At 60.5% G+C, this 20,555-nt stretch carries 20 protein-coding genes and 1 pseudogene; 10 read left to right on the forward strand and 11 right to left on the reverse strand.

The genetic code is table 11. From position 1 onward, the window contains the following. Positions 1-56: 56 nt before the first annotated feature. The 5 genes from NKJ13_RS24865 to NKJ13_RS24885 all read left to right on the forward strand — a co-directional run bounded on the left by NKJ13_RS24865 (position 57) and on the right by NKJ13_RS24885 (position 4,990). Positions 57-515: a PaaI family thioesterase gene (locus NKJ13_RS24865; RefSeq protein WP_023677140.1), complete on the forward strand. Its 459-nt coding sequence runs from the start codon at positions 57-59 to the stop codon at positions 513-515. A gap of 27 nt (positions 516-542) precedes the next feature. Beyond that, positions 543-1,223, forward strand: a complete 681-nt coding sequence (locus NKJ13_RS24870; RefSeq protein ID WP_352737293.1) for a 5'-methylthioadenosine/S-adenosylhomocysteine nucleosidase — start codon at positions 543-545, stop codon at positions 1,221-1,223. A 55-nt stretch (positions 1,224-1,278) separates the two neighbouring features. Then, positions 1,279-2,841, forward strand: a complete 1,563-nt coding sequence (gene guaA / locus NKJ13_RS24875) for a glutamine-hydrolyzing GMP synthase (RefSeq protein WP_352737292.1) — start codon at positions 1,279-1,281, stop codon at positions 2,839-2,841. Between the two features lie 333 nt (positions 2,842-3,174). Beyond that, a complete protein-coding gene (locus tag NKJ13_RS24880; protein WP_352737291.1) occupies positions 3,175-4,107 on the forward strand; it encodes an alpha/beta hydrolase in 933 nt (310 codons plus the stop codon). Between the two features lie 19 nt (positions 4,108-4,126). Beyond that, positions 4,127-4,990, forward strand: a complete 864-nt coding sequence (locus NKJ13_RS24885) for a sigma-70 family RNA polymerase sigma factor (RefSeq protein ID WP_352737290.1) — start codon at positions 4,127-4,129, stop codon at positions 4,988-4,990. A 220-nt stretch (positions 4,991-5,210) separates the two neighbouring features. On the opposite strand, the pseudogene NKJ13_RS24890 reads toward NKJ13_RS24885, so the two are convergent. From NKJ13_RS24890 to NKJ13_RS24900, 3 genes and pseudogenes are all read right to left on the reverse strand, one after another. After that, positions 5,211-5,434, reverse strand: a pseudogene (locus NKJ13_RS24890) (hypothetical protein); the annotation flags it as partial. Continuing rightward, the gene (locus NKJ13_RS24895) at positions 5,433-6,080 is read right to left on the reverse strand and encodes a TetR/AcrR family transcriptional regulator (RefSeq protein ID WP_352737289.1); all 648 of its coding nucleotides are present in this window, start codon (positions 6,078-6,080) and stop codon (positions 5,433-5,435) included. The pseudogene NKJ13_RS24890 and the gene NKJ13_RS24895, both read right to left, overlap by 2 nt. 101 nt (positions 6,081-6,181) lie before the next feature. After that, complete coding sequence (locus NKJ13_RS24900; RefSeq protein WP_352688513.1) at positions 6,182-6,370, reverse strand: hypothetical protein; 189 nt, start codon at positions 6,368-6,370, stop codon at positions 6,182-6,184. Here NKJ13_RS24900 and NKJ13_RS24905 point away from each other — a divergent pair. Then, on the forward strand, positions 6,369-7,262 hold the full coding sequence (locus NKJ13_RS24905) for an NAD(P)/FAD-dependent oxidoreductase (RefSeq protein ID WP_352737288.1): 894 nt from the start codon (positions 6,369-6,371) through the stop codon (positions 7,260-7,262). The two genes, NKJ13_RS24900 and NKJ13_RS24905, sit on opposite strands and share 2 nt — an antisense overlap. Before the next feature lie 640 nt (positions 7,263-7,902). On the opposite strand, the gene NKJ13_RS24910 is transcribed toward NKJ13_RS24905, so the two are convergent. After that, positions 7,903-8,874, reverse strand: a complete 972-nt coding sequence (locus NKJ13_RS24910) for a LysR family transcriptional regulator (protein WP_352506870.1) — start codon at positions 8,872-8,874, stop codon at positions 7,903-7,905. Positions 8,875-8,956: 82 nt separating this feature from the next. On the opposite strand from NKJ13_RS24910, the gene NKJ13_RS24915 reads away from it, so the two are divergent. Further along, positions 8,957-9,337, forward strand: coding sequence for a hypothetical protein (locus tag NKJ13_RS24915; RefSeq protein ID WP_352702016.1), 381 nt, complete (start codon positions 8,957-8,959; stop codon positions 9,335-9,337). Positions 9,338-9,682: 345 nt separating this feature from the next. Beyond that, positions 9,683-10,279: a DUF8737 domain-containing protein gene (locus NKJ13_RS24920; protein ID WP_352506868.1), complete on the forward strand. Its 597-nt coding sequence runs from the start codon at positions 9,683-9,685 to the stop codon at positions 10,277-10,279. A 437-nt stretch (positions 10,280-10,716) separates the two neighbouring features. Here the strand turns inward: NKJ13_RS24920 and NKJ13_RS24925 are convergent, their stop codons facing one another. Both NKJ13_RS24925 and NKJ13_RS24930 read right to left on the reverse strand, forming a co-directional pair. Continuing rightward, positions 10,717-11,196, reverse strand: a complete 480-nt coding sequence (locus NKJ13_RS24925) for an SRPBCC domain-containing protein (RefSeq protein WP_352737287.1) — start codon at positions 11,194-11,196, stop codon at positions 10,717-10,719. 16 nt (positions 11,197-11,212) lie between these two features. Next, on the reverse strand, positions 11,213-11,572 hold the full coding sequence (locus tag NKJ13_RS24930; RefSeq protein WP_352506866.1) for an ArsR/SmtB family transcription factor: 360 nt from the start codon (positions 11,570-11,572) through the stop codon (positions 11,213-11,215). Between the two features lie 571 nt (positions 11,573-12,143). Between NKJ13_RS24930 and NKJ13_RS24935 the strand changes: the two genes are divergently transcribed. Then, complete coding sequence (locus NKJ13_RS24935) at positions 12,144-13,355, forward strand: carboxymuconolactone decarboxylase family protein (protein ID WP_352737286.1); 1,212 nt, start codon at positions 12,144-12,146, stop codon at positions 13,353-13,355. 196 nt (positions 13,356-13,551) lie between these two features. Here NKJ13_RS24935 and NKJ13_RS24940 read toward each other — a convergent pair whose 3' ends face one another. Beyond that, positions 13,552-14,148, reverse strand: a complete 597-nt coding sequence (locus NKJ13_RS24940; protein WP_352645096.1) for an NADPH-dependent F420 reductase — start codon at positions 14,146-14,148, stop codon at positions 13,552-13,554. A gap of 61 nt (positions 14,149-14,209) precedes the next feature. Continuing rightward, positions 14,210-14,944: an SDR family NAD(P)-dependent oxidoreductase gene (locus NKJ13_RS24945; RefSeq protein ID WP_352473458.1), complete on the reverse strand. Its 735-nt coding sequence runs from the start codon at positions 14,942-14,944 to the stop codon at positions 14,210-14,212. Between the two features lie 270 nt (positions 14,945-15,214). Here NKJ13_RS24945 and NKJ13_RS24950 point away from each other — a divergent pair, with 270 nt between their 5' ends. Further along, entirely contained in the window at positions 15,215-16,111 is an 897-nt protein-coding gene (locus NKJ13_RS24950) for a LysR family transcriptional regulator (protein ID WP_352737285.1), read from the forward strand. 202 nt (positions 16,112-16,313) lie between these two features. Here NKJ13_RS24950 and NKJ13_RS24955 read toward each other — a convergent pair whose 3' ends face one another. The 3 genes from NKJ13_RS24955 to NKJ13_RS24965 form a co-directional block, all read right to left on the reverse strand. Then, complete coding sequence (locus tag NKJ13_RS24955) at positions 16,314-18,614, reverse strand: mechanosensitive ion channel family protein (protein ID WP_352737284.1); 2,301 nt, start codon at positions 18,612-18,614, stop codon at positions 16,314-16,316. A 362-nt stretch (positions 18,615-18,976) separates the two neighbouring features. Next, the gene (locus NKJ13_RS24960) at positions 18,977-20,047 is read right to left on the reverse strand and encodes an adenylate/guanylate cyclase domain-containing protein (RefSeq protein ID WP_352737283.1); all 1,071 of its coding nucleotides are present in this window, start codon (positions 20,045-20,047) and stop codon (positions 18,977-18,979) included. A gap of 3 nt (positions 20,048-20,050) precedes the next feature. Further along, entirely contained in the window at positions 20,051-20,542 is a 492-nt protein-coding gene (locus NKJ13_RS24965) for a Rab family GTPase (RefSeq protein ID WP_352737282.1), read from the reverse strand. Positions 20,543-20,555 lie beyond the last annotated feature (13 nt).

A 20,555-nucleotide genomic window follows, 5' to 3' on the forward strand; every position in this document is an offset into this window, starting at 1 on the left:
CCTCTGCGATAAATGACTTTGCAATAAGATTTGCCGAGAAACGAAGGGCGACGGCCATGGCAGCAAAGATCGTTCCTGCTCCCGATTATGAGGACCGCGTCAGGACGTCCTTTGCGCGCCAGAATGCGATGATGACGATTGGCGCCGAGCTGACGCTGGTGACGCCCGGCATCATCGAGATCGAAATGCCCTATTCTGCGGCACTGACCCAGCAGCATGGCTTTCTCCATGCCGGCGTCATTTCGACGGCTCTCGACTCGGCCTGCGGCTATGCGGCATTCTCGCTGATGCCGGAAAATTCCGGTGTGCTGACCATCGAGTTCAAGGTCAATCTGCTGGCGCCGGGCCGGGGCGAGCGTTTCCTGTTCCGCGGCTCGGTGACCAAGCCCGGCCGCACCATCATCGTCGCCGACGGCCAGGCCTATGCGTTCGCCGTCGATGGCGAGGCCAAGCTGATTGCCACAATGACCGGAACGATGATGACAGTGCTCGGCCGCGACGGTATCGAAGGCTGAGGAACGGGCAGGGGAGGATCGACGATCATGGCCGGCAAGGCACCTGGTGAGCTCACCCCGATCTCCGGCAAGTCCGTTCTCTTCGTCATGGCAGCCGAAGCCGAATACGGTCCACACCTGCAGCGGCTGTTCACGCCCCTGATGACCGGCGTCGGACCGGTCGAGGCCGGCGTCGGACTCAGCGCCGAACTGTCCCGGCTGCATGCCGGGATGGCGCTGCCCGATCTCGTCGTGTCGCTCGGGTCGGCAGGCAGCCGGACGCTGGAGCAGACGGAAATCTACCAGGCCGTTTCAGTCGCCTACCGCGACATGGACGCCTCGCCCCTGGGGTTCGAGAAGGGCGCCACGCCGTTCCTCGACCTGCCTGTCAGCGTGCCGCTGCCGTTCAGAGTTCCTGGCATCGGGCAAGCGACGCTGTCGACCGGTGCGGCAATCGTCACCGGCGCCGCCTACGACGCGATCGCGGCCGACATGGTCGATATGGAGACCTTCGCCTGCCTGCGCGCCTGCCAGCTGTTCGACGTGCCGCTTATCGGCCTGCGCGGCATTTCCGACGGGGCAGCCGATCTGAGGCATGTCGGCGACTGGACCGAATATCTGCACATCATCGACGAGAAGCTGGCCGCGGCGGTTCAGCTGCTGGAACAGGCGATCGCCTCCGGGGCGATCGAGTTTGATCTGTCGCGTGAAGATGCGGAATCGGAATGAGAGAGAGGCCTCGCAACCCATTGCGCCGACTCGTTTCTTTCTCTAAACGCTCGCCATGAAAACAGCCAATCATCCCGACACCGTCCTGATTGTCGATTTCGGCAGCCAGTTTACCCAGCTGATCGCCCGCCGCATCCGCGAGGCCGGCGTCTTTTCCGAGATCGTGCCCTTCCAGTCGGCCGAGGCGGCGTTCAAGCGCATCAATCCGAGGGCGGTGATCCTGTCCGGCGGCCCGGCCTCGACCGCCGACATCGGCAGTCCGCGCGCGCCGCAGATCGTCTTCGACGCCGGCGTGCCGGTGCTCGGCATCTGCTATGGCCAGATGGCGATGTGCGTGCAGATGGGCGGCGTCGCCGAAAGCTCCGATCATCGCGAATTCGGCCGCGCCTTCGTCGAGATCGCCAAGGACAGCCCGTTGTTCGAGGGCCTGTGGGCGCCCGGCCAGCGCCACCAGGTGTGGATGAGCCATGGCGACCGCGTCATCTCCCTGCCCAAGGGGTTCGAGGTGCTCGGAAAATCGGAGGGCTCGCCCTTCGCCATCTTCGGCAATGTCGAGCGCAAGATGTACGGCCTCATGTTCCACCCCGAAGTGGTGCATACGCCGGACGGCGCCAGACTGCTCCAAAACTTCGTCCACAACATCGCCGGTATTGAGGGCGACTGGACGATGCGCGCTTACCGCGAGCACGCGGTCGAGACGATCCGCAAGCAGGTCGGCAAGGGCAAGGTGATCTGCGCGCTTTCAGGCGGCGTCGATTCCTCTGTCGCAGCACTCCTGATCCACGAGGCCGTCGGCGACCAGCTTACCTGCATCCTCGTCGACCACGGGCTGATGCGCAAGGACGAGGCATCAGGCGTGGTGGAGATGTTTCGCCAGCATTACAATCTGCCCCTCATCCTGGTCGACGCTGCGGACCGTTTCATCGGCGCGCTCGAGGGCGAGTCGGACCCCGAGAAGAAGCGCAAGACCATCGGGCGGTTGTTCATCGAGGTGTTCGAGGAGGAGGCCGAGAAGCTCGGCGGCGCCGATTTTCTGGCGCAAGGCACCCTCTATCCCGATGTCATCGAAAGCGTCTCTTTCAGCGGCGGCCCGTCGGTGACGATCAAGTCGCACCATAATGTCGGCGGCTTGCCCGAACGCATGAACATGCAGCTGATCGAGCCGCTGCGCGAATTGTTCAAGGACGAGGTGAGGGCGCTCGGCAAGGAGCTCGGCCTGCCCGACAGCTTCATCGGCCGGCATCCGTTCCCCGGTCCCGGTCTTGCCATCCGCTGCCCGGGCGGCATCACCCGCGAAAAGCTGGAGATCCTGCGCGAGGCCGACGCCATCTATCTCGACGAGATCCGCAAGGCCGGCCTCTACGACGCCATCTGGCAGGCTTTCGCCGTGCTGCTGCCGGTGCAGACCGTCGGCGTGATGGGCGACGGCCGCACCTACGAGTTCGTCTGCGCGCTGCGCGCCGTCACCTCGGTCGACGGCATGACAGCGGATTTCTACCACTACGACATGGCCTTCCTCGGTGCCGCCGCTACGCGCATCATCAACGAAGTGCGCGGCATCAACCGCGTCGCCTACGACGTAACGAGCAAGCCCCCAGGTACAATCGAGTGGGAGTGACGAGGAGTACTGCGGAGTAGAAGAGAATCGAGCAGCATGTTTAAAGCGATGTTGGCTCGGCGATAATAGTCAATAGTCCCAGCCCCCGGCCACCCGGCGACGGCATAGACGAAGCATCTGGCCGATCGGCGAATGTCTGGAACGAACGTCCCACAGAGAAGGGTGGAGCAGCCTAGCCTTGCTGGGTTTGACACCCGGGCTCCGCGGCAACTGCCACCGGCGAGGCGTTGCATCTGGGGGCCACGTATCCTTTCGCTGGGTACATCCGTCTTAGCTGTTCATGGGCACGGTCATCCTTGACATCGCCCTCCTGGACGAATTGGAGCGTGACAAATGAACAGCAAGCAGAGCCTAGCGAACAAGATACACTACGAAACGCTCGCGGAGGCTTTCCGCAGCGGTCGAGAATCGCCACAGGAAGCATCCGAGTGGTCCGTTTTGACGGCAGAACCGGGCGGCGTCGATTACGTCGAGACGAACGTCGGCGACAAGACCGCGCTGTGGGTTCAGCCAAAAACGGCAGCCAAAGACCGGGTGATGCTTTACCTGCACGGCGGTGGCTATGTCGGCGGATCGATCTGGACCCATCGCAAGATGGTCGGACACCTTGCTAAGGCGATCGGCTGTTACGCTCTGCTCGCTACGTACGACTACGTTTTCCAGAGCAAGTTTCCGCGCCAAATCGAGCAGGCCGTGACCGCGTTCGAATGGCTCGCCGAGCAGGGTGTCGCGCCGAAGCACACCATAGCTGCAGGCGATTCCGCTGGTGCTGGCCTGATCGTTGCGGCGACGATGAAACTCCGCGATGCGGGACGGCCGCTGCCGGCCGCGATCCTCAGCATCTCTGGCTGGTATGATCTGTCGGCGAGCGGGCACTCCTACGAAAGCAACCGCGAGAAGGACGCCTTCTTCCAGAAGGCGGTCGTGGATATGCTGGTATCGCAAGTCCTTGCAGGGACCGATCCCCGGCATCCACTCGCCAGCCCGATCTTTGCCGATCTGAAGGGCCTGCCGCCGATCTATCTGCAAGTGGGCGGAGACGAAACCCTGCTCGACGACAGCCGAGCGCTCGCCGACCGCGCGAAAGCCGCCGGCGTCGAGGTGCGCTTAGACGTATTTCCGGGGATGCTGCACTCGTTCCAGATGATGGCCGGCCGCGCTCCGGAAGCCGACGACGCGATCGCGCGGTTGGCTCAATGGGTTCGCCCCAAGCTTGGTCCGGCCGCAACCGCGGCAACACGCGCTGAAGGTCAGGAGGTCGCATGACTGGCAAATTGAAACCAAGATGTGGCAGCTGAAGGACATGCCCGAGCGACCGACCGGCCTGTTCGATGCGCGATATCGCGCCTTCCTCGAGACGGTGTCAGGCGTCCGCGCCCAACTGCATCGCTACTGCGCCCGCATGACGGCCTCACGCCTGGACGGTGAGGATCTCGTGCAGGAGACGCTGTTCGAGGCCTATACGAACATTGAGACCCTCGACGATGTCCGCCGGCTGAAGCCCTGGCTGTTTCGCATCGCTCACAATCGCTGCATCGACCTTCTGAGGCGACGCGATGTGCGCGAGCGCGCGGAGCACGCCTATTCGGACGACATCGGCGTTGTCTCTGCAGAGCCGGCAGCGACCGATGCACGCCGCGCCATCGAACGGCTGGTTGGCCACTTGCCGCCCAAGGAGCGCGCCTGCATCCTCCTGAAGGACGTGTTCGACTATTCGTTGGAAGAGACCGCAGAACTCGTGGACTCGACGGTTGGGGGCGTCAAATCCGCGCTCTCCCGCGGACGGGCGAAGCTCGCCGACTTGCCCCCTGAACCTGCCGGTGAACCGAACCGTCCGCTTGATCCCGACACCGCGGGGCTCTTGCAGCGCTATGTTGATCTCTTCAACCGCCATGACTGGGATGGCGTGCGGAGCCTCACCAGCGCCGATGCTCGGTTGCGGGTCGCCGACTGCTTCGACGGCCTGCTCAGAAGTTCTCCCTATTTCGTCGAATACGAGCGAAACCCAGAGACGTGGACCATGGAGTTGGGGGCGATCGACGGAGAGCCTGTCCTGATCGTGCTCTTCCAGCGAGGCGACCGGTGGCAGGTCGCGTGGCCGGTTCGTGTCCATGTCGCCGGTCGCGTCATCGATCGCATCGAAGATTAATACGCCTGTCCATGGATGTTGGAAAACGCCGCGGAATCCGACCTGAAACTCATGACTGGGCCAGCCATTTTGGGAAGAGCATAAGGCGACGATTTCTCACTTCTGGCCTGGCGGAGTTACGATGGTGCGTCCTCAACGAAAAATCGTGGCGTGCAGCTTTGGCTGCGGTACCGATCGGTGTTCCGGACCTGATCGCATATCGTCGGATGGCACCGTCGCATCACCTATCAAATGTTATCCCGACTGCTGCCGGATCTGCGATGGAGAGAAGCGTCGACCGCATCCAGGCGGGAGCTTGGACCGCGGTAGATGCGAGCGTCTTTTATCGTTGGGAGAAAGATGAGGTGCCGCGATCTGTGCAAGCTCGGCCGCGCGCGCCGGCCCAATATTACGAAGCGCCTGGACGACGGTCCCGGCCAAGCTGCCCGGAGCAATCAAATGCTTATCCGGCCGCGTGGTCGTTGCCACCGTGCGCGGCGATGAACATGGCGACGGCCGACCGGCAATAGGATTCGATTTCGTTGTCGTCCTCTGCTCTCGCCTGATCGAAGCGTGCGATAATCAGGAGATCGGATCCCTTGAAAAGCGCGGCAAACAAGCGGGCGGACCGGAGAGGATCGGGCACGTTCAGAACCGCCTTCGCGTGCAACTGACGCAACAGGGCCTCGATTTGGGCGATGACATAGGCGGGGCCGGCTTCGTAATGGAGCCTGCTTAACGACTTTTGATTCGTCTTGTCGGCCATGATCATGGCTTCGACATTGCGGACGTCCGAGCTCAACAGCGTGCGAAGCAGGGATAATCCCACCGCCATGAGCTGATCTTCTGCCGAACCGTCGAGACCTTCAATAAGAGCCTGTGGTGCAAACTGATGACAGTGGGCCGCGATGGCCGCGCTGAACAGCGCCTCCTTGTTCTCGAAGTGCCGATAGATGCTGAGCTTGGATATTTTCGCCCGCTGGGCGACCTTGTCCAATGTCGTCGCTTGAAAACCCAATTCCACAAAGAGTTCGCACGCGGCGTCGACTATCGTTTGGCCAAGCGCCTCGTTGGCGGGCCGGCCGCGCCGACCCTGGCTGTTTTCGGTCACGACAATTCCAGTACTTGACAGTATCCTAATTCTTGCATTACGATACCATGTAGTATCTGAAATGTGCAAGCCAATGGGTAGGTTTCAACCTGTCCTCCAAATCAAGTTTCCCTGGGCCGCCCGGCGATATCGAATGCGGCATTGTCCGGCCGGTCAACACAGTGATGGGCGACTTTCTCGTCGATGCCGAAGCCCTGCTCGCTGCCCGTCTCGAGCGCGTATCGCTGGACGATATTTTGCGCCAGGCCCAGCCCAACCCCCTCCATCCACAACACGGAGTTTATCACCATGGATGACGTCATCATCATCGGCGGCAGCTTTGCCGGTCTCGCCGCTGCGCTTCAGCTCGGCCGTGCCCGCCGCAAGGTCACCGTTCTCGATACCGGCCTGCCGCGCAATCGCTTCGCCGGCCACTCGCATGGCCTGCTCGGTCACGATCACAAGCCACCGCTGGACATCCTGGCCGAGGCGCGGCAGCAGCTGGCGCGTTATCCCACGATCAGACTGGTCAGTGCCCGGGCCGACAGCGTCTCCGGCGCCATCGACGATTTCTCCGTCCTCACTGGCGATGGCGAAAGCCTTGCGGCGCGCCGCCTGATCCTGAGCTATGGCGTCGCCGACCAGATGCCTGATGTTCGGGGCTTTGCCGAAGGCTGGGGCACGTCCATCGTGCCCTGTCCCTATTGCGACGGCTTTGAAGTCGCCGGCCAGCATTGGGGCCTTGTCTGGTCCGGCCCGCAGTCGCACAATCAGGTAAGGCTGTTCCACGATTGGACCGACAGGTTGACGCTCTTCGCCGATGGTCACGACATTCCACCCGATATCCGGGCCGATCTGGCGCGCCGCAACATACCTGTCGTCTATGGCCGGATCACCGAGATCGCCCATCACGGGGGCCATATTGCCACCGTCAATCTCGATACCGGCCGCAATGTCGCAGTCGACATCCTGTTCGCCCATCCGCGCAACAAGCCGTCTGCAAGCCTGCATGAATCACTGGGCCTCGCCACGGTCGATACGCCCCTCGGCATCGCCCTCAAGGTCGACGAGCGCCGCGAAACCAGCATGCCCGGCATCTACGCCGCCGGCGACCTCGCCAACCCCCTCATGGCCTCGGTCACCACGGCATCATCGCACGGCGCGATGGCGGGTATCTTCGCCCAGCAGTCGATGCTGGTTTGAGGGCACAGATACCCTTCTCCGGTTGCCGCGGGCCATCATATTATGAAGGTTGCGGGCCGGTGCCACGGAAACGCGGGGCCCATCTCCCCTGAGGGGCGTCTTTGGCCGGTCAGCCGTCTCGAAGGGGCAGTTGAGCAAAACGATTCCCAGGCTCAGGCCGGTCCGCAAACCGTCCCAAAAGACCCACAGGTTTTCCACAGGTTATTCAACCTCCCCCGGCCCCCTCCGGGAAGAAGTTCAGCAAGCGAGGGCGCGGCATTGAACCTTGAACCGTGCTGTCGCGCCCTCGGAGCGGGTGGGTCTTGAGGTGTCCAGTTTATGCTGCCGGGAGTGTCCAGTTTGCACTGCCAGCGGTATCCAGTTCACCTACAAAACGGAGAGGGGATGGCGCCTGGATGACGCTGCCGCGGCGGGTCGCGTTGTGGCGCGCTGTGCTATGAAAGTTAGTGACGGGTACTTTCTTCGTTCGCTGTGAAACCACCTGAGTTGCCCAAAGTGGGTCCGGAAAGGCGATCGACTTCGATAGATGCCGAAACCGCACAAAAAATTTTCGTGCTATTTTTCCCTCGGAAATCAAGACTGTAACGTTTTGACGGCCCATAGGTCGGCTTCTCAATTCTATTGGTCCGCGCTTCCCACGTCAGCGCACTTTCACGTCGCCTGTTCGCTTGTTATCGATGTGAACTGGATTTTTGTTGGCAGCGTCCGATCCGCTCTTTACGTGATCGATAAAGGCTCGCAGTTTCGGCATCATTTGATGGCGGCTGGGATAATAGAGAAACACGCCCGGCGCTATCGGCGCGAACCGCTCCAGAACGCGCACGAGTTTTCCGGCTTTCACTGGCCCAGCTGAGATCGGCGCAGGCACTTGCGCGAGCCCCATGCCCTCCACTGCCGCGCCAAGTACGGTGGGAAAGTCGTGGGCGACGAGCGGTCCCGAGATGAGCGCCTCGACCGGCTTGTTGCCGTTGACAAAGGACCAAGGCGCGATCGACCCGTTCGAGCGGCGCATGCGCAGGCAGGCATGCTCACGCAGATCTTCGATACGCTCCGGCCGCCCCTGCCGGCGTAGATACTCGGGGCTGCCCACGACGACGAGCGGAAACGGCGGCGTGAGCCGCACCGCGATCATGTCCGCTGCGATAAACTGACCGAGCCGGATGCCTGCGTCAAATCCTCCGGCCGCGATATCGACCAGTTCCTCACTCGCGGCGATCTCCACCTCGACCTCGGGATTGGCTTGGCAGAAGGATGCGATCAGTGGCTCCAGCAGGATCGGCACCACCGCGCGCGGTACCGAGAGACGCAATAGTCCAGCCGGCCGCTGCCCGAGGTCACGCGCGGCCTCGCTTGCGGCGACGAGCTCCTCGAAGGCGGGCTTTGCGCGCGACAAGAAACGTTCGCCGGCCTCGGTCAGACCGACGCTGCGTGTTGTGCGGATGAAGAGTGCTGCGCCGAGGCGCGCCTCGAGCGCGCGTACCGCCTGGCTGATCGCCGATGGAGTCACCCCGAGTTCCGCGGCTGCTCTGCGAAAGCTGCGGTGCTGAGCAACGCTCAGGAATGCCTCGACGCCGTCGAGCGCGCCTTGCCTCACTGTGAAGTTCTGCTTCATGGCCCATCAATATTATCGCGGATAGTCGCTTACCGGAAGCGATCCTAGATTTGATGGGCAAATCCTGAATGGAGATTTCCCGATGGCCGAGCCGTCACCCACCCAATCCCAGACCTCCACCGCAACGACCACTGGCGTGTTTGCACTGTTGACGGCAAAGCCCGGCGTGAAGCGCGAGCAGGTTATGGCCGCTATACCCGCTGAGATACGCGCGACGGTCCAACTCTATCTTGAAGGCAAAATCCGCGAATGGCACTCGCGGGAAGACGGCAGAGGCGCCGTCTTCCTTCTGAACGTCAAAGACGTGGCTGAGGCGAGTTCGATCATGGAGGCCCTGCCGCTCGCTCAAGAGAATCTGATGGATCACGAGTACATTCCCGTCGGTCCGCTGATGCCATTGCGCCTGCTATTGGGAGCCAGTCAGCCAAGCAATAACTCGGCAGACCGTGAACCCAGCGTTTAGTGCATGAATCTCGGCGCTGGGGCGAAGTCTCATGGAAGGCCAGCTCGGCATTCTGACTCCGGTGTTCGAGGCCGCGTCAATCAACATCTGATTTGAGAAAGCATATGGAAGGACCGCTGATGCCCGTCGCCGCTGTTCCCGCTGGTATCGTGTTCCGAATGTGCTGAACAGCGCAGGCGCCGGCGCTTATCCCGATGTGCTGACCCCGGCTTCATGGTGCCATGCTCGATCCTGCTGCACACGCTGTCACTGCGCCAGTTAATCCGGCGCAGCCGGGCGGAAACGGCGCGGTATTCTGATAGCGGTGCTTGAGGCCGCATGAATCAAGTCGCGATAGGAGATTTCATGTCACCGGCAACGATCTTCGACATTCAACTTGTTCTGGGCTACGTGCCGTGGCTCATCTGCTTCGGTGTGTATTTCTGGCCCAGGCTCAAGTCGATGGACCGCGTTGAGGCGCAGCGCGCCATCGCGATCCTGCACGCTTTCCGCTTTTTTGGGCTGGTCTTTATCCTTCCGGGCGTTGTCGGCCCCGATCTGCCCGCTGGCTTTGCAGAGTTCGCCGCATATGGCGACTTCGCAACAGGACTGCTGGCCATCCTGGCGCTTCTCACGATCAGGGCGCGCTTCTTCTTCTGGCCACTCGTGCTTGCTTACAACATTGTGGGGATAGTCGATCTCTTCGTCGATTATTATCACGGCACCGTGTTCAATCTTGCGGCGCTTTCGGGACAGTTGGCCGCCACTTATGTAATCCCGATTGTCTATGTGCCCTTGCTCATGATCACACACTTCGCCGCGCTCTATCTGCTGGTGCGTCCGCAGTCCAATCCGGCTCGGGCCCACGGCAGCGATTCGGCCGTTGTTGACGGTATTCCGGCAGCTGAGCAAACGATGCTTCGCCAAGGCGCAATTCGAAATTCGATCGATCGATGCCGGTAGTCTCTGAAACCGAGCAAGTTTCGACTTGGCGAATTTTCCCTTTATATTCAAGATCGAAAATGTCTGACGAAGGGGACGAATGCATCGAATTTTTCGCCGCCTGCGCGATGCCAGCTTTGCAATCAGCATGGCGGTCAGGCTTCTGGCGCTACCACCGTTCCGACTGTGCGGCCGAACTATCCTCGACGAGGACATTTGATTGCGGCCCACCGCGCACGTCGGCCTCAGAATGCGTTTCCGAATGCGGTAGTGCTCCAGCGTAGAATGGCGCGCAAAAAGGTGGTTGAGGCGGACGCGCACGACGAGACACCTCGGTTGGTCGTATTGTCAATGAGGTTGATGATGGTCTCGTAGGTCCGCAGAGGGCGGCGACGACCTCGTCGGGGTTCTCTTCCGCGTAGTGAAGAGCCAAGCGGCCGACCGCGAGATCGACGACTTCATGACCGTCCCACGCGCGCGCCCAGGGTGATAAGAAGCTCGTCCAGTTGCTCGAACGTCTCGACCATTGCATCCGCCGCCCCGGTGCCGGCAGCGTCGAGAACTTCCTTCGAGGGATAGAGCTCGTGCAGGACCAGCAGCGTCTTGCCACCTTTTTCCTCGAAGGTCACCGTGGTCACGGGCCCACCCTCACCATCTTCCTCATTGGTCCAGACGAGGCGCGAGTGCGCTGTCACTTCGAGGTACGTGCCGAAGAACACCATAGCATCGGGTTCGAACTCGAGACGGTACTTGCCCCCGACACGAACATCCATTTCGCAGGAACGCAGGAGCATGCCCATCGACTTCGGCACCCACCACTGCTTGAACAGCTCGGGCTTGGTCCACGCCTCGAACACGATGCGCGCCGAGGCGTCAAAGGTACGCGTAACGACTAGCTCACGCTCGGACTTCCGTTCCACCGTCGTGCGGTTCTTCATGGGGGTAGGCTCACTCTCACTTCCTGCGTCCATCGACCTTCTCCTTCTGTTTCAGTTCCTCGATAACCTTATCCAGCTCGTCGAAGCGTGCGTCCCAGAGCTGGTTGTACCTCTCGATCCATGCCGCCTCTTCCTCTAGTCGGCGCAGGCCGAGCTTGCAGGTCCGCACGCGTCCGACCTTCTCCGTGGTGACGAGCCCCGCCTGCTCCAAGACGCCGACATGCTTTTTCATGCCCGTGAGGGTCATGTGGAACTTCTCGGCAAGGTCCGTGATCGAAGCGTCTGCACGTCCGAGCTGCTCCAGAACGCCGCGTCGGGTGGCGTCCGAGAGCGCGGCGAACGAGGCATCGAAGCGGGTCCGAGCATACTGAACCATGTGGTTCAGTATGTAACACATGGATTAGCGGCATTCAAGGGGAGACCGAGCGCGCGCTGCGTTGGTTCTCCATTGAGTGTAGAAAAAATTGCGCCGTTAGATCAATGCGTTGCCATATTCAAGAACAATCGAGTGGGAGTGAGGGGCGTGCTGTGGAGTAAAGTAGGATAGGATATCGCGCTGTAGGCGATACCAGCACAGCAAAAGTAGCCGATAGTTCTCAATTCGCGATGACTGGGATCAGCCGGCATTAGCGTCGGCTCCGATGATACAAACCCTCGACTGCAGAGGTCACGTTCCGAGGGTTTGTATCAAATCCGGCTGTGCCTGGTGTGGGGCGGTCGCGACCAGCATTCCTTGTCGAGCGCCTTCGACTATGGCTAGTTCCGCGATGCCTTCTTTGGTTTCGCGGCCAAGTCCGGGACGCTTCGTGAAAGAGATCGCCGATGTCGTGTCGCCCTAACGCAGCAATAACCGAGCACAACGCACCCGCCGCCGGCCAGAGTTTTTTGGAGCTGCCCTTGTCGCCGTGGGCGGGACTCTCGCCACGATCAATCAGAAGGCATATGCAATGACAACAACATCTCAAGATAGTCGTTATTCGCGCGGTCTTGAAATCTTACGGCAGATTGGCGGAGAGAATTTCGACGCGCCGATTAATAGTCTTGCCGAGACATCCGTCGACCTTTCTCGTTTCACCGTAGAATACCCATACGGAGACATTCTATCGCGGCCAGGTCTCGACCTCCCATTGCGTCAGCTGTGCACTATTTCAATGCTGCTTGCCGACGGAAGCGCCCAGCCGCAGTTGAAGTTTCATATGGCGGGCTTTCTCAACGCCGGCGGCGAGCCAAAGGCGCTCATCGAACTCATGTTTATATCTGTAGCGCTCCTCGGCTTCCCGCCAACGGTAAATGCGATCGGCCTTATTCGTGCGGTGTTCGCTGAGCGCAAGCTCGCTTTTGAACCCATCGAGCCCTCCGCAGGCGATGGATCGACACGCCGACAGGCCGGGTTGGAGGCGCTCGACCGGCTCTCTGGAGGCGATGTGCAGGCATATTTCGATGGCTTTGCTGCCGGTTCGCCTGACCTCGCGCAACTCTCCATCGAGTTCGCCTTTGGTGAAATGCTGGCGCGCGACGGCCTCGAACAAAAAGCCAAACTGTTAACAATCATCTCGATGCTTGCTGCCAGCGGCAATCGTGCGGCGACGCTCCGTCTTCATCTCGCCGGCGCGCTTGCCCATGGCGTGACGCGAGAGGAAATCATCGAGGTGCTGATCCAGCTCAGCGTCTATCGGGGTTTTCCGGCAGCGCTCAACGCGTTCGCCGTCGCCAAGGATATGTTCGCTGCCGGGTCGCCAACGATTGCGGCAAACGTCCCCCCACCCGCCGTGGTCGCGAGCCGCGCAGACCGGTTGGAACGCGGGCGTGCTACGCTTGCACAAACGTCCGGTTCATCGGGCGATGCCGTGGTCCGCAGTTTCGATGATGTCGCACCTGATCTCGGTCGAATGATCGTCGAGCATTCTTATGGTGAGGTGTTTTCGCGGAGCGGAATCGACATGAAGTCTCGGGAACTCAGCGCCTGCGCTGCTCTGGCAGCCGTTGGTTCTGCCACGACAGAGATTCCGCTTCGCGTGCACATCAACGCCGCGTTGAACGTTGGCGCGACGCGGGAAGAAATCCTGGAAACGCTCGTAAACCTCACTCCTTACAGCGGCTATCCCGCGACACAGCAGGCGGTTCGTATCGCAGCCGAGGAATTCTCTAAGCGCGGTTAGTCCCAAAAGGGCAGATCACCTCAGGGGCTTTCAAAACGGCTGACGACGGCCGATAACGGCGGGGCGGACGTAGGAGAGGCCGTCGCGAAACGGTCTCTCTCGCCCATGCGCTTTACTGCTGACGGTCTTTTATCAGGCGCTATGCCGAATGTGCGTGTGCCTGCGAAGCGGAAAATCGACCAATTGATGTCGATAGTCACTCCTTCTTGAACAAATCCTGGAAGATAAGCTGGCCCCAAGTACGGCCGCGTGCGTGCACCAGCGCGCCACCCTCGTTGAGCTTTCCCAGCTTGACGGGTGCGAACCCGAGTTGTTTGGCCAAGGCCGCCACGGGAGCGGTCGCGTCCTCGTCGTCGCTCGACAGAAAGACGACCCGGTGGCCGCCCTCGACGATCGGATCGGCAGCCAGGGTGGCCGCAATCAGGTGATTGAACCCTTTCACGAACTTGGCGCCGGTGAACGCCTTCGCGACGAAAGCGGAGGACGGGAGACCGTCCAGCTCTTCAGGGACCGGAAAGAGGTTCATCGCGTCGATGACCGTCTTGCCTTCCCAGCTCGGCAGGGCTTTCGCAACCTCGCGGTGCTCCCCGAACGGGACCGCCAGGATGATCGTGTCGGCCTCGAGTGCATCCCGCAGCGACTTGGTGACGATCGTGGGTCCAATCGCCCGAGCCTGCGGCGCCAACGCCTCGGGCGGACGGCGGCTCGCGACGGTCACGTCGATGTTTTTACGGGCAAAGGCGTGGGCGAGGGCCTGGCCTATCTTACCGAATCCTACAATTGCGTAGCTCATAATCTTCTCCGATTTGTGTTGGTATTGATTCCCCGGCCTTCAACGGCGCTGGGTTAGCGCGTCAGAGTTGCGCAAGACCGCCGTCAACGGCGACCTCGCTGGCAGTCATGAAGCTGCTGTCCGACGACGCGAGAAAGGCCGCCGCCGCCCCGATCTCCGCCGGATCGGCCATGCGCTGGAGCGGAGTCATCGAGGCGAAGACCTTCTGGCCCTCCTCGCCCAGCGCTTCCTTCGCTAGCTCGGTCGCAGTGGCCCCGGGCGACAGCACGTTTACCCGGATGCCGGTGCCCTTTAGGTCCTCCGCCCAGGTCCGCGCGAGGTTGCGCACTGCCGCCTTGCTCGCGCTGTAGGCGCTCATCCCCGGGGCGCCAGTGGTGCCAGCGCTCGATCCGGTCAGGATTATCGAACCGCCCTCGCTCATCAGCGGCAGCGCCTTCTGGATCGTGAAGATCGTACCCTTCACATTGGTGTCGAAGGTTTCGTCAATGTGCTCGGCGGTGATCTCGCCGAGCCGAAGCTGGCTTCCCGCCCCGGCATTGGCAAAGACGATGTCGAGGGTTCCACGCTCGGCCTTCACCGCAGCGTAAAGTCGGTCGAGGTCGGTCAGATCGGAGACCGAGCCCTTCACCGCGCGGGCATTGGGCCCGAGGTCGGCCACAGCGGCGTCGAGCGCTTCCTGCCGGCGGCCGAAGATGAAAACGAAGGCGCCCTCCTCGATGAAGCGCTTTGCTGCGGCGCGGCCGATGCCGGTAGCGCCGCCGGTGATGACTGCAACCTTCCCTTCAAGCTTTCCCATGACTTATCCTTCCAGGCCTTCGCCTTTGGTTGTGCCGGGACACCCCCGAGAACCTCGAAATAGGTCCGCCGGCATCAGGTGTTGAGTGCGGAAGCGCGCACATCGGTGGTGCAAAATCGATCCGGCGGGACGCCAGCCGCGACGATCGATGTCCGCCGTTCGGAATTGGGCCGCGCTCGTCGACATAAGCTATGATTGACCGCCCGTACTGCTGTTCGATGTGTTAGATACGGGCTTTGGAAGGCGCACCGTGCGGTGCCGGATTGCACCATGATCGACTGGGATGACGTTCGCTATTTTCTTGCCGTCGCGCGCGGAGGCTCGGTGCGGGCCGCCGCCGAGCGCGTCGGGGTGAATCACTCGACCGTGCTGCGGCGCATCGCCCAGCTCGAGGAACGCCTCGGGGCGCACATGTTCGAAAAGCTGCCTTCGGGCTACCGCCTGACGGCTGCGGGCGAGGAGGTCCTCGACCTCGCGAACCAGATGGAAGCGTCGTCGCACCAGCTGGAGACGCGCGTCTTCGGGCGCGACCAGAGCGTGCGCGGGCTTCTGCGGGTGACGCTGGCACCGCCCCTCGCGACACACCTGCTCATGCCGGATTTCGCCGATTTCGCGCGTCTGCATCCGGACATCGAGATGGAAATCTTGTCGTCCGGCGAGCTGGCAAATCTGACCAACCGGGAGGCCGACGTCGCGATCCGCGTCGTCTACGACCGCAAAACCCTGCCGCTCAATCTTCACGGCCTGAAGGGACCGGAGCTGTTCGGCGGCGTCTACATGTCTCGCGATCGACTAGCCGCGTGGCGTGCGGGCGCGCCTGATCCCATCCGGTGGATCGTCATAAGCATTCATGGCATCCCGGATTGGGCCAGCGAGGGTGAGGTTCGTACCACGGGGGTTCCGTTCAGGACCACGGACGGCGAGGCGCAGATCGTTGCAGTACGGCAAGGGCTCGGGATGACGACACTGCCGTGCTTCGTCGGAGATGCCGACCCCCTACTGGTGAGGGTGCCGGGCACCGACCTGCACATGTACGGAACGCTCTGGCTTCTCACACAGGGGGAGACACGCAAGACGAAGCGAGTGCGGCTCTTCACCGAGTTCGTATCCCGCACGCTCGCCGCGTACGCGCCGCTTCTCGCGGGACGGTCCTTATCGCGTGACTGACGCGCGGCAGGTAGCCGATGGCGCTGTCTCGAGCGTACCGCTGTATCAACTTACGCAGCCCGATGTAAATCTCGGGACGGACTCTGGTTGTAGACTGCCTCGTGACCGTCTTTTTCGTCTTAACGGTTGAAGATAGAAGAGTATCCCTGCCACGGGCGATGCGCGGAAAGCGACGCTGTGACCGGCAGGTGTCACAGCTTTCCTACTCCGGTGTGCTGGCTTTTTTTCTGCGCCGAATAGTGTGCGACTGCGCAACGGCCATTTTCAACTCGGGTGTGATCTCCAACGGCGCATTCTCTGCCCCATGTGGGTTCTGTAGCCCCTGGACCTGGACGGTCGGAAATGGGAGTTCGATGCCCTGCTCCTTGAAGACCTGGCGGAGGCGTACATAGAACTTGCGTTTCATACCGAACGCGCCTCCCGGTCTGGTTGTGGCCTTGACCCTCAACACGATGCCGTATTCGCCGAACTCCTGTACGCCCTGCATCTTGATCGGGTCGAGCACCCAGTGTTTGAACTCTGGATCTTCCGCCAGTTCGAGGCCGATCCGCTTGATCAGCTTGCGAGCGAAGTCGATATCGGTGTCATAACCAACGGTGATGTTGAATTTGTCGATAACCCAGTCACGGCTCTGGTTTTGGACTGCCCCGAGTTCACCGAAAGGTATCGTGAACAGCGGACCACGATGGTGACGCAGCTTCACCGAGCGCAGCGAGAAGCTTTCCACAGTACCCTTGTAATTGCCCGATGAAATGTATTCGCCAACACGAAACGCATCATCGAGCAGAAAAAACACACCTGAAATGACGTCCTTGACGATGGTTTGTGCGCCAAAGCCCACGGCGACGCCGACGACGCCGGCGCCGGCGATCAATGGGCCGATCTGGATACCCAGCGAGGCGAGCATCATAAGCACCGCCATCACGATGATCGACGCGAGCAGAATGTTCTGGAGGATCGGCAAGAGCGTGTGCAGCCGCGCCTGTTGCGGATCGAGGACCGGAACGTCCTCGTCGCTGATCACAGGGTGCGGTGTTTCGATGCCCAGCTTTCGTTCAATCAAAGCTTTGATGATCGACCAGCCGAAGTCGGCGGCGAGGGCAATCACCACGACATTGATCAAGCCGCGCAATATGAACGTCGTCGTCGTATCGCTGTCCCGCATGGATTGCATGTCCAGACCCCAGACACGTGCGAGAAGGTAAGCCGCCGCCAGGATGAAAATCATTCGGATTCCGCGATCGATGACAGCGATCGTCACCGCCGGGATCGTGGGCCGGCCGACATCTTCCGAACCTGGCCGAAGAACGAAATTAACCCCGCGCTGCGTCACCACGATTGCCAAAGGCAGGAAGAACGCGGCGAAGGTGAACCAGAAGTATGTATAAAGGCCGGCGATACGCTGCAGGAACAGGACGACGAAATAAGCAGTCAATAGCCATGTCGCTTCCGTGTGACCGATGTGGCGCGCACCGTCTCGCTGCGTTCTTGGCCGACGCCAAATGGCAAGCAGCAGGAGCAACAGCAGCACGAAATCGGCGCCCAGTGACAGGACCATCATTCCGTCCTGATCGATGCCGAGACCTGGCAAGAGGATAAACGCGGCGCCGAAGAAGGCGAAGACGCCGACGATCCGGGGTAGCCAAAAGGACCAATGGTCAGCCGCTTCGTTGGTGATCGGCAAAGCACGAACCTCGACGGCGTTCTCGACGTTCATGAAGGAAGGGACGAGCATGGCCATCACGTACATGCGCACACCCCATGTAACGACTGCCGCCATCAGAAATGTCAGTACAATCTCGCGGATAAGCATCGGCCAGTCGAACAACATGAATGCGCCGGCGCTGCCCAGTGCGAAAGAGACTATCAGCATGCTGGAATAAAGCAGGCGGCCACCAATCTTCTTGGCTCGCCCAACGGGCGTATCCTTGGGTTGCGCGATAATCCAGAGACGAAATGGGCGGGTGAGCTTGTACGTTGCCCAAGTGAGCGCCAGGCCGGCAGCGATGAACATTGCAATCAGCACAAATACGCCGGCAGGCCCCTTGCTGGACATATCCTCCATTGTCTCTGCCCGAACGCGCGCGAACTGGCTTGGCAGCAAGGGCAAAGTTCGCACGATTCGTTCGATATGATGCCTGATCCCATCGAGCGTCGAGGATGCCATCGTATTCATCGGGCCTGGTGCGGCCACGGCGCCGGACGATGCGTCGGTCGGCGAAGCCCCTGGCTCGGCAGGCGCTCCCGTTGACCCGGCGTCCTGATTTCGCTGTTCGGCCACCCAGGCCTTCACTGACGGATCGTCGAGAAGCTCGAACAGCTGTTTGACCCTTTCAGGCGGGACCGTCGCCGGCGCCTGCGCCTGTGCCTGACCAGCCAACAAAAGGGCGATCCCAAAGACGAGCGGCCTGGCAATCAAGGCAAACATCGCGGTCAGGTCTCCGAGACGCCGTGCCGGGCGCGCCAGATTCCTGGCCCCCAATCGTCGAGTGATGCGTGGCATCGTGCTGTAACCTTCCGGTCAAATCGGCAAGCAACGACATCTATGTCCGTTGTTGCCTTACCTTGAAGAAACCGATGTTGCGGTGCAAGACGTCATCGTTCCGAGCCGGACCTTGCGCCGGGTACTTGGCGGTGTTTATTTAGCCGCGGGGGCAGGGCATTCCGACCTCGGCCCAGGTCTCCGGCCGTTCTATAAACTGGGCATCGACGTTAAACCTCAGGAACTGATTTCCTGAACTGACTAGGACAGACCTTTGGCGGTCGCTCGGTGGTCAACTGCTTCGCGCACCGCTGCGGACATTGGAAACCATGATGTTGCTTGAGATGCAATGCGCTTCCGGGTCGGCGCTGCCATGCGGCAAATCAGGCCGGGAGCCGCCACATTCGCACACGACCTGTACCACGCAATTCCGTTTCCTCGAGTGGGTCGCAAGCAAAATTTGGTCCAAGCAGTTGATGAGTTGCATCCGAAATGCGGATTTCATCGGGCTCCGCGGACGTTTGGATACGTGCGGCGAGATTAACGGTGTCGCCCCATAGGTCATAGGCAAACCGCCTTTTGCCTATGACGCCCGCCACGATTGGTCCTGAGTGAATTCCAATTCTGAGTCTTATCGGTTCTCCTGCGAAGCGTTCGCGCTTGACCTCGTTGCGCAGTTCAAGTGCATAGTGCGCAAGGGCTTCCGCATGATCGGATCGCGCGGCGGGCAGGCCAGCGACCACCATTACACAATCGCCGATTGTCTTGATCTTTTCGCAGCCGTATTGCTCCGAGAGCAGATCCGCCGCCTTGAAGAAGTAATTTAAGATAGCGAGCGTCGTTACGGCTCCGACGCTCCGCGCTCTTTCCGTAAAACCGACGATGTCGGCAAAAAGCACACTCACGTCAGCATGGTTGTCTGCAATTTGTTCGTCCGCTTTTAAGCGCTCCGCGATCGACGCCGGAAGAATGTTGAGGAGTAGGGCTTCGGCGCGTTGGTATTCACGCGACAATCCCTCTTGGCTCGCCCTCAACGCCTCGTTCATCGATTGTAATTTCTCGTTGAGTTGACGCTCCCTCTCTTGCAGAAGCGTCATTTCATAAGCCTTCTGTTGAAGCCGCTGCCTATTGTCGCGTTCGGCAGCGGCGTCAAGAAAGAGCAGCCACACGCAGGCATTGTCAGCAAAAAGATGGAGGTCCGCGACACGCCCGCCGGGCAGTTCGACCATGTCCATATCAAATGGAAGCTCCGGGCAGGGCAACAAACCTTCCATGAATTCAAGCTGCTCGGCAACGAGCTTACCTATGCGAACTGACGAGAGTCCGTAATGTTTAACGTTACCGCCCTTCGCAGCTACGCAAAGCTGGGCGTCGATTTTTAGATATGCGACCGAGCGCTCGTTGTAGAAGAAATCGTAAATCCAGCTTCTAACTTCTCTTGGCAAGACATGCATGGTTTATTTGCTGACCATCGAAGCAAGTTGACGAAACGCATCATCAACATGTTCACCCGAAAGCGCACTTGTTAGATAGATTTGCCATCCAAGTTGCCTCAGTTCGTCAATTTCACGATCCGATATTGCCCACCGGTCGGCCAGATCTGATTTATTGAACAGCAATACAAACGGCATAGCGCCGAATTCAGCCTCGGCCCGTTCGCGCAATGTGAGCGCCACGGCAAGAGTAGCCGCGCGTGTTCCATCGACGACAAGCACGAGCCCACTCGCACCTCGCACATAGCTGACGCGGAATGAGCCGATATCGTCTTCGCCGGCCAAGTCCCACAAAATCAGATCCACGGTTTTGTCCGGGAATGCGACACTCTTCTTGTCGATTTTCACTCCCACCGTGGTCAAGTAGGTTTCTGAAAAGATGCTTTGCACAAACCTGCGAACCAGACTCGTCTTTCCGACAGCGAACCCGCCCAACATGCAGATCTTCTTTTGCAATATCCTGGGCTCC

The sequence above is a fragment of the Mesorhizobium sp. M0174 genome, from assembly GCF_040322275.1.
Lineage (GTDB): Bacteria > Pseudomonadota > Alphaproteobacteria > Rhizobiales > Rhizobiaceae > Mesorhizobium.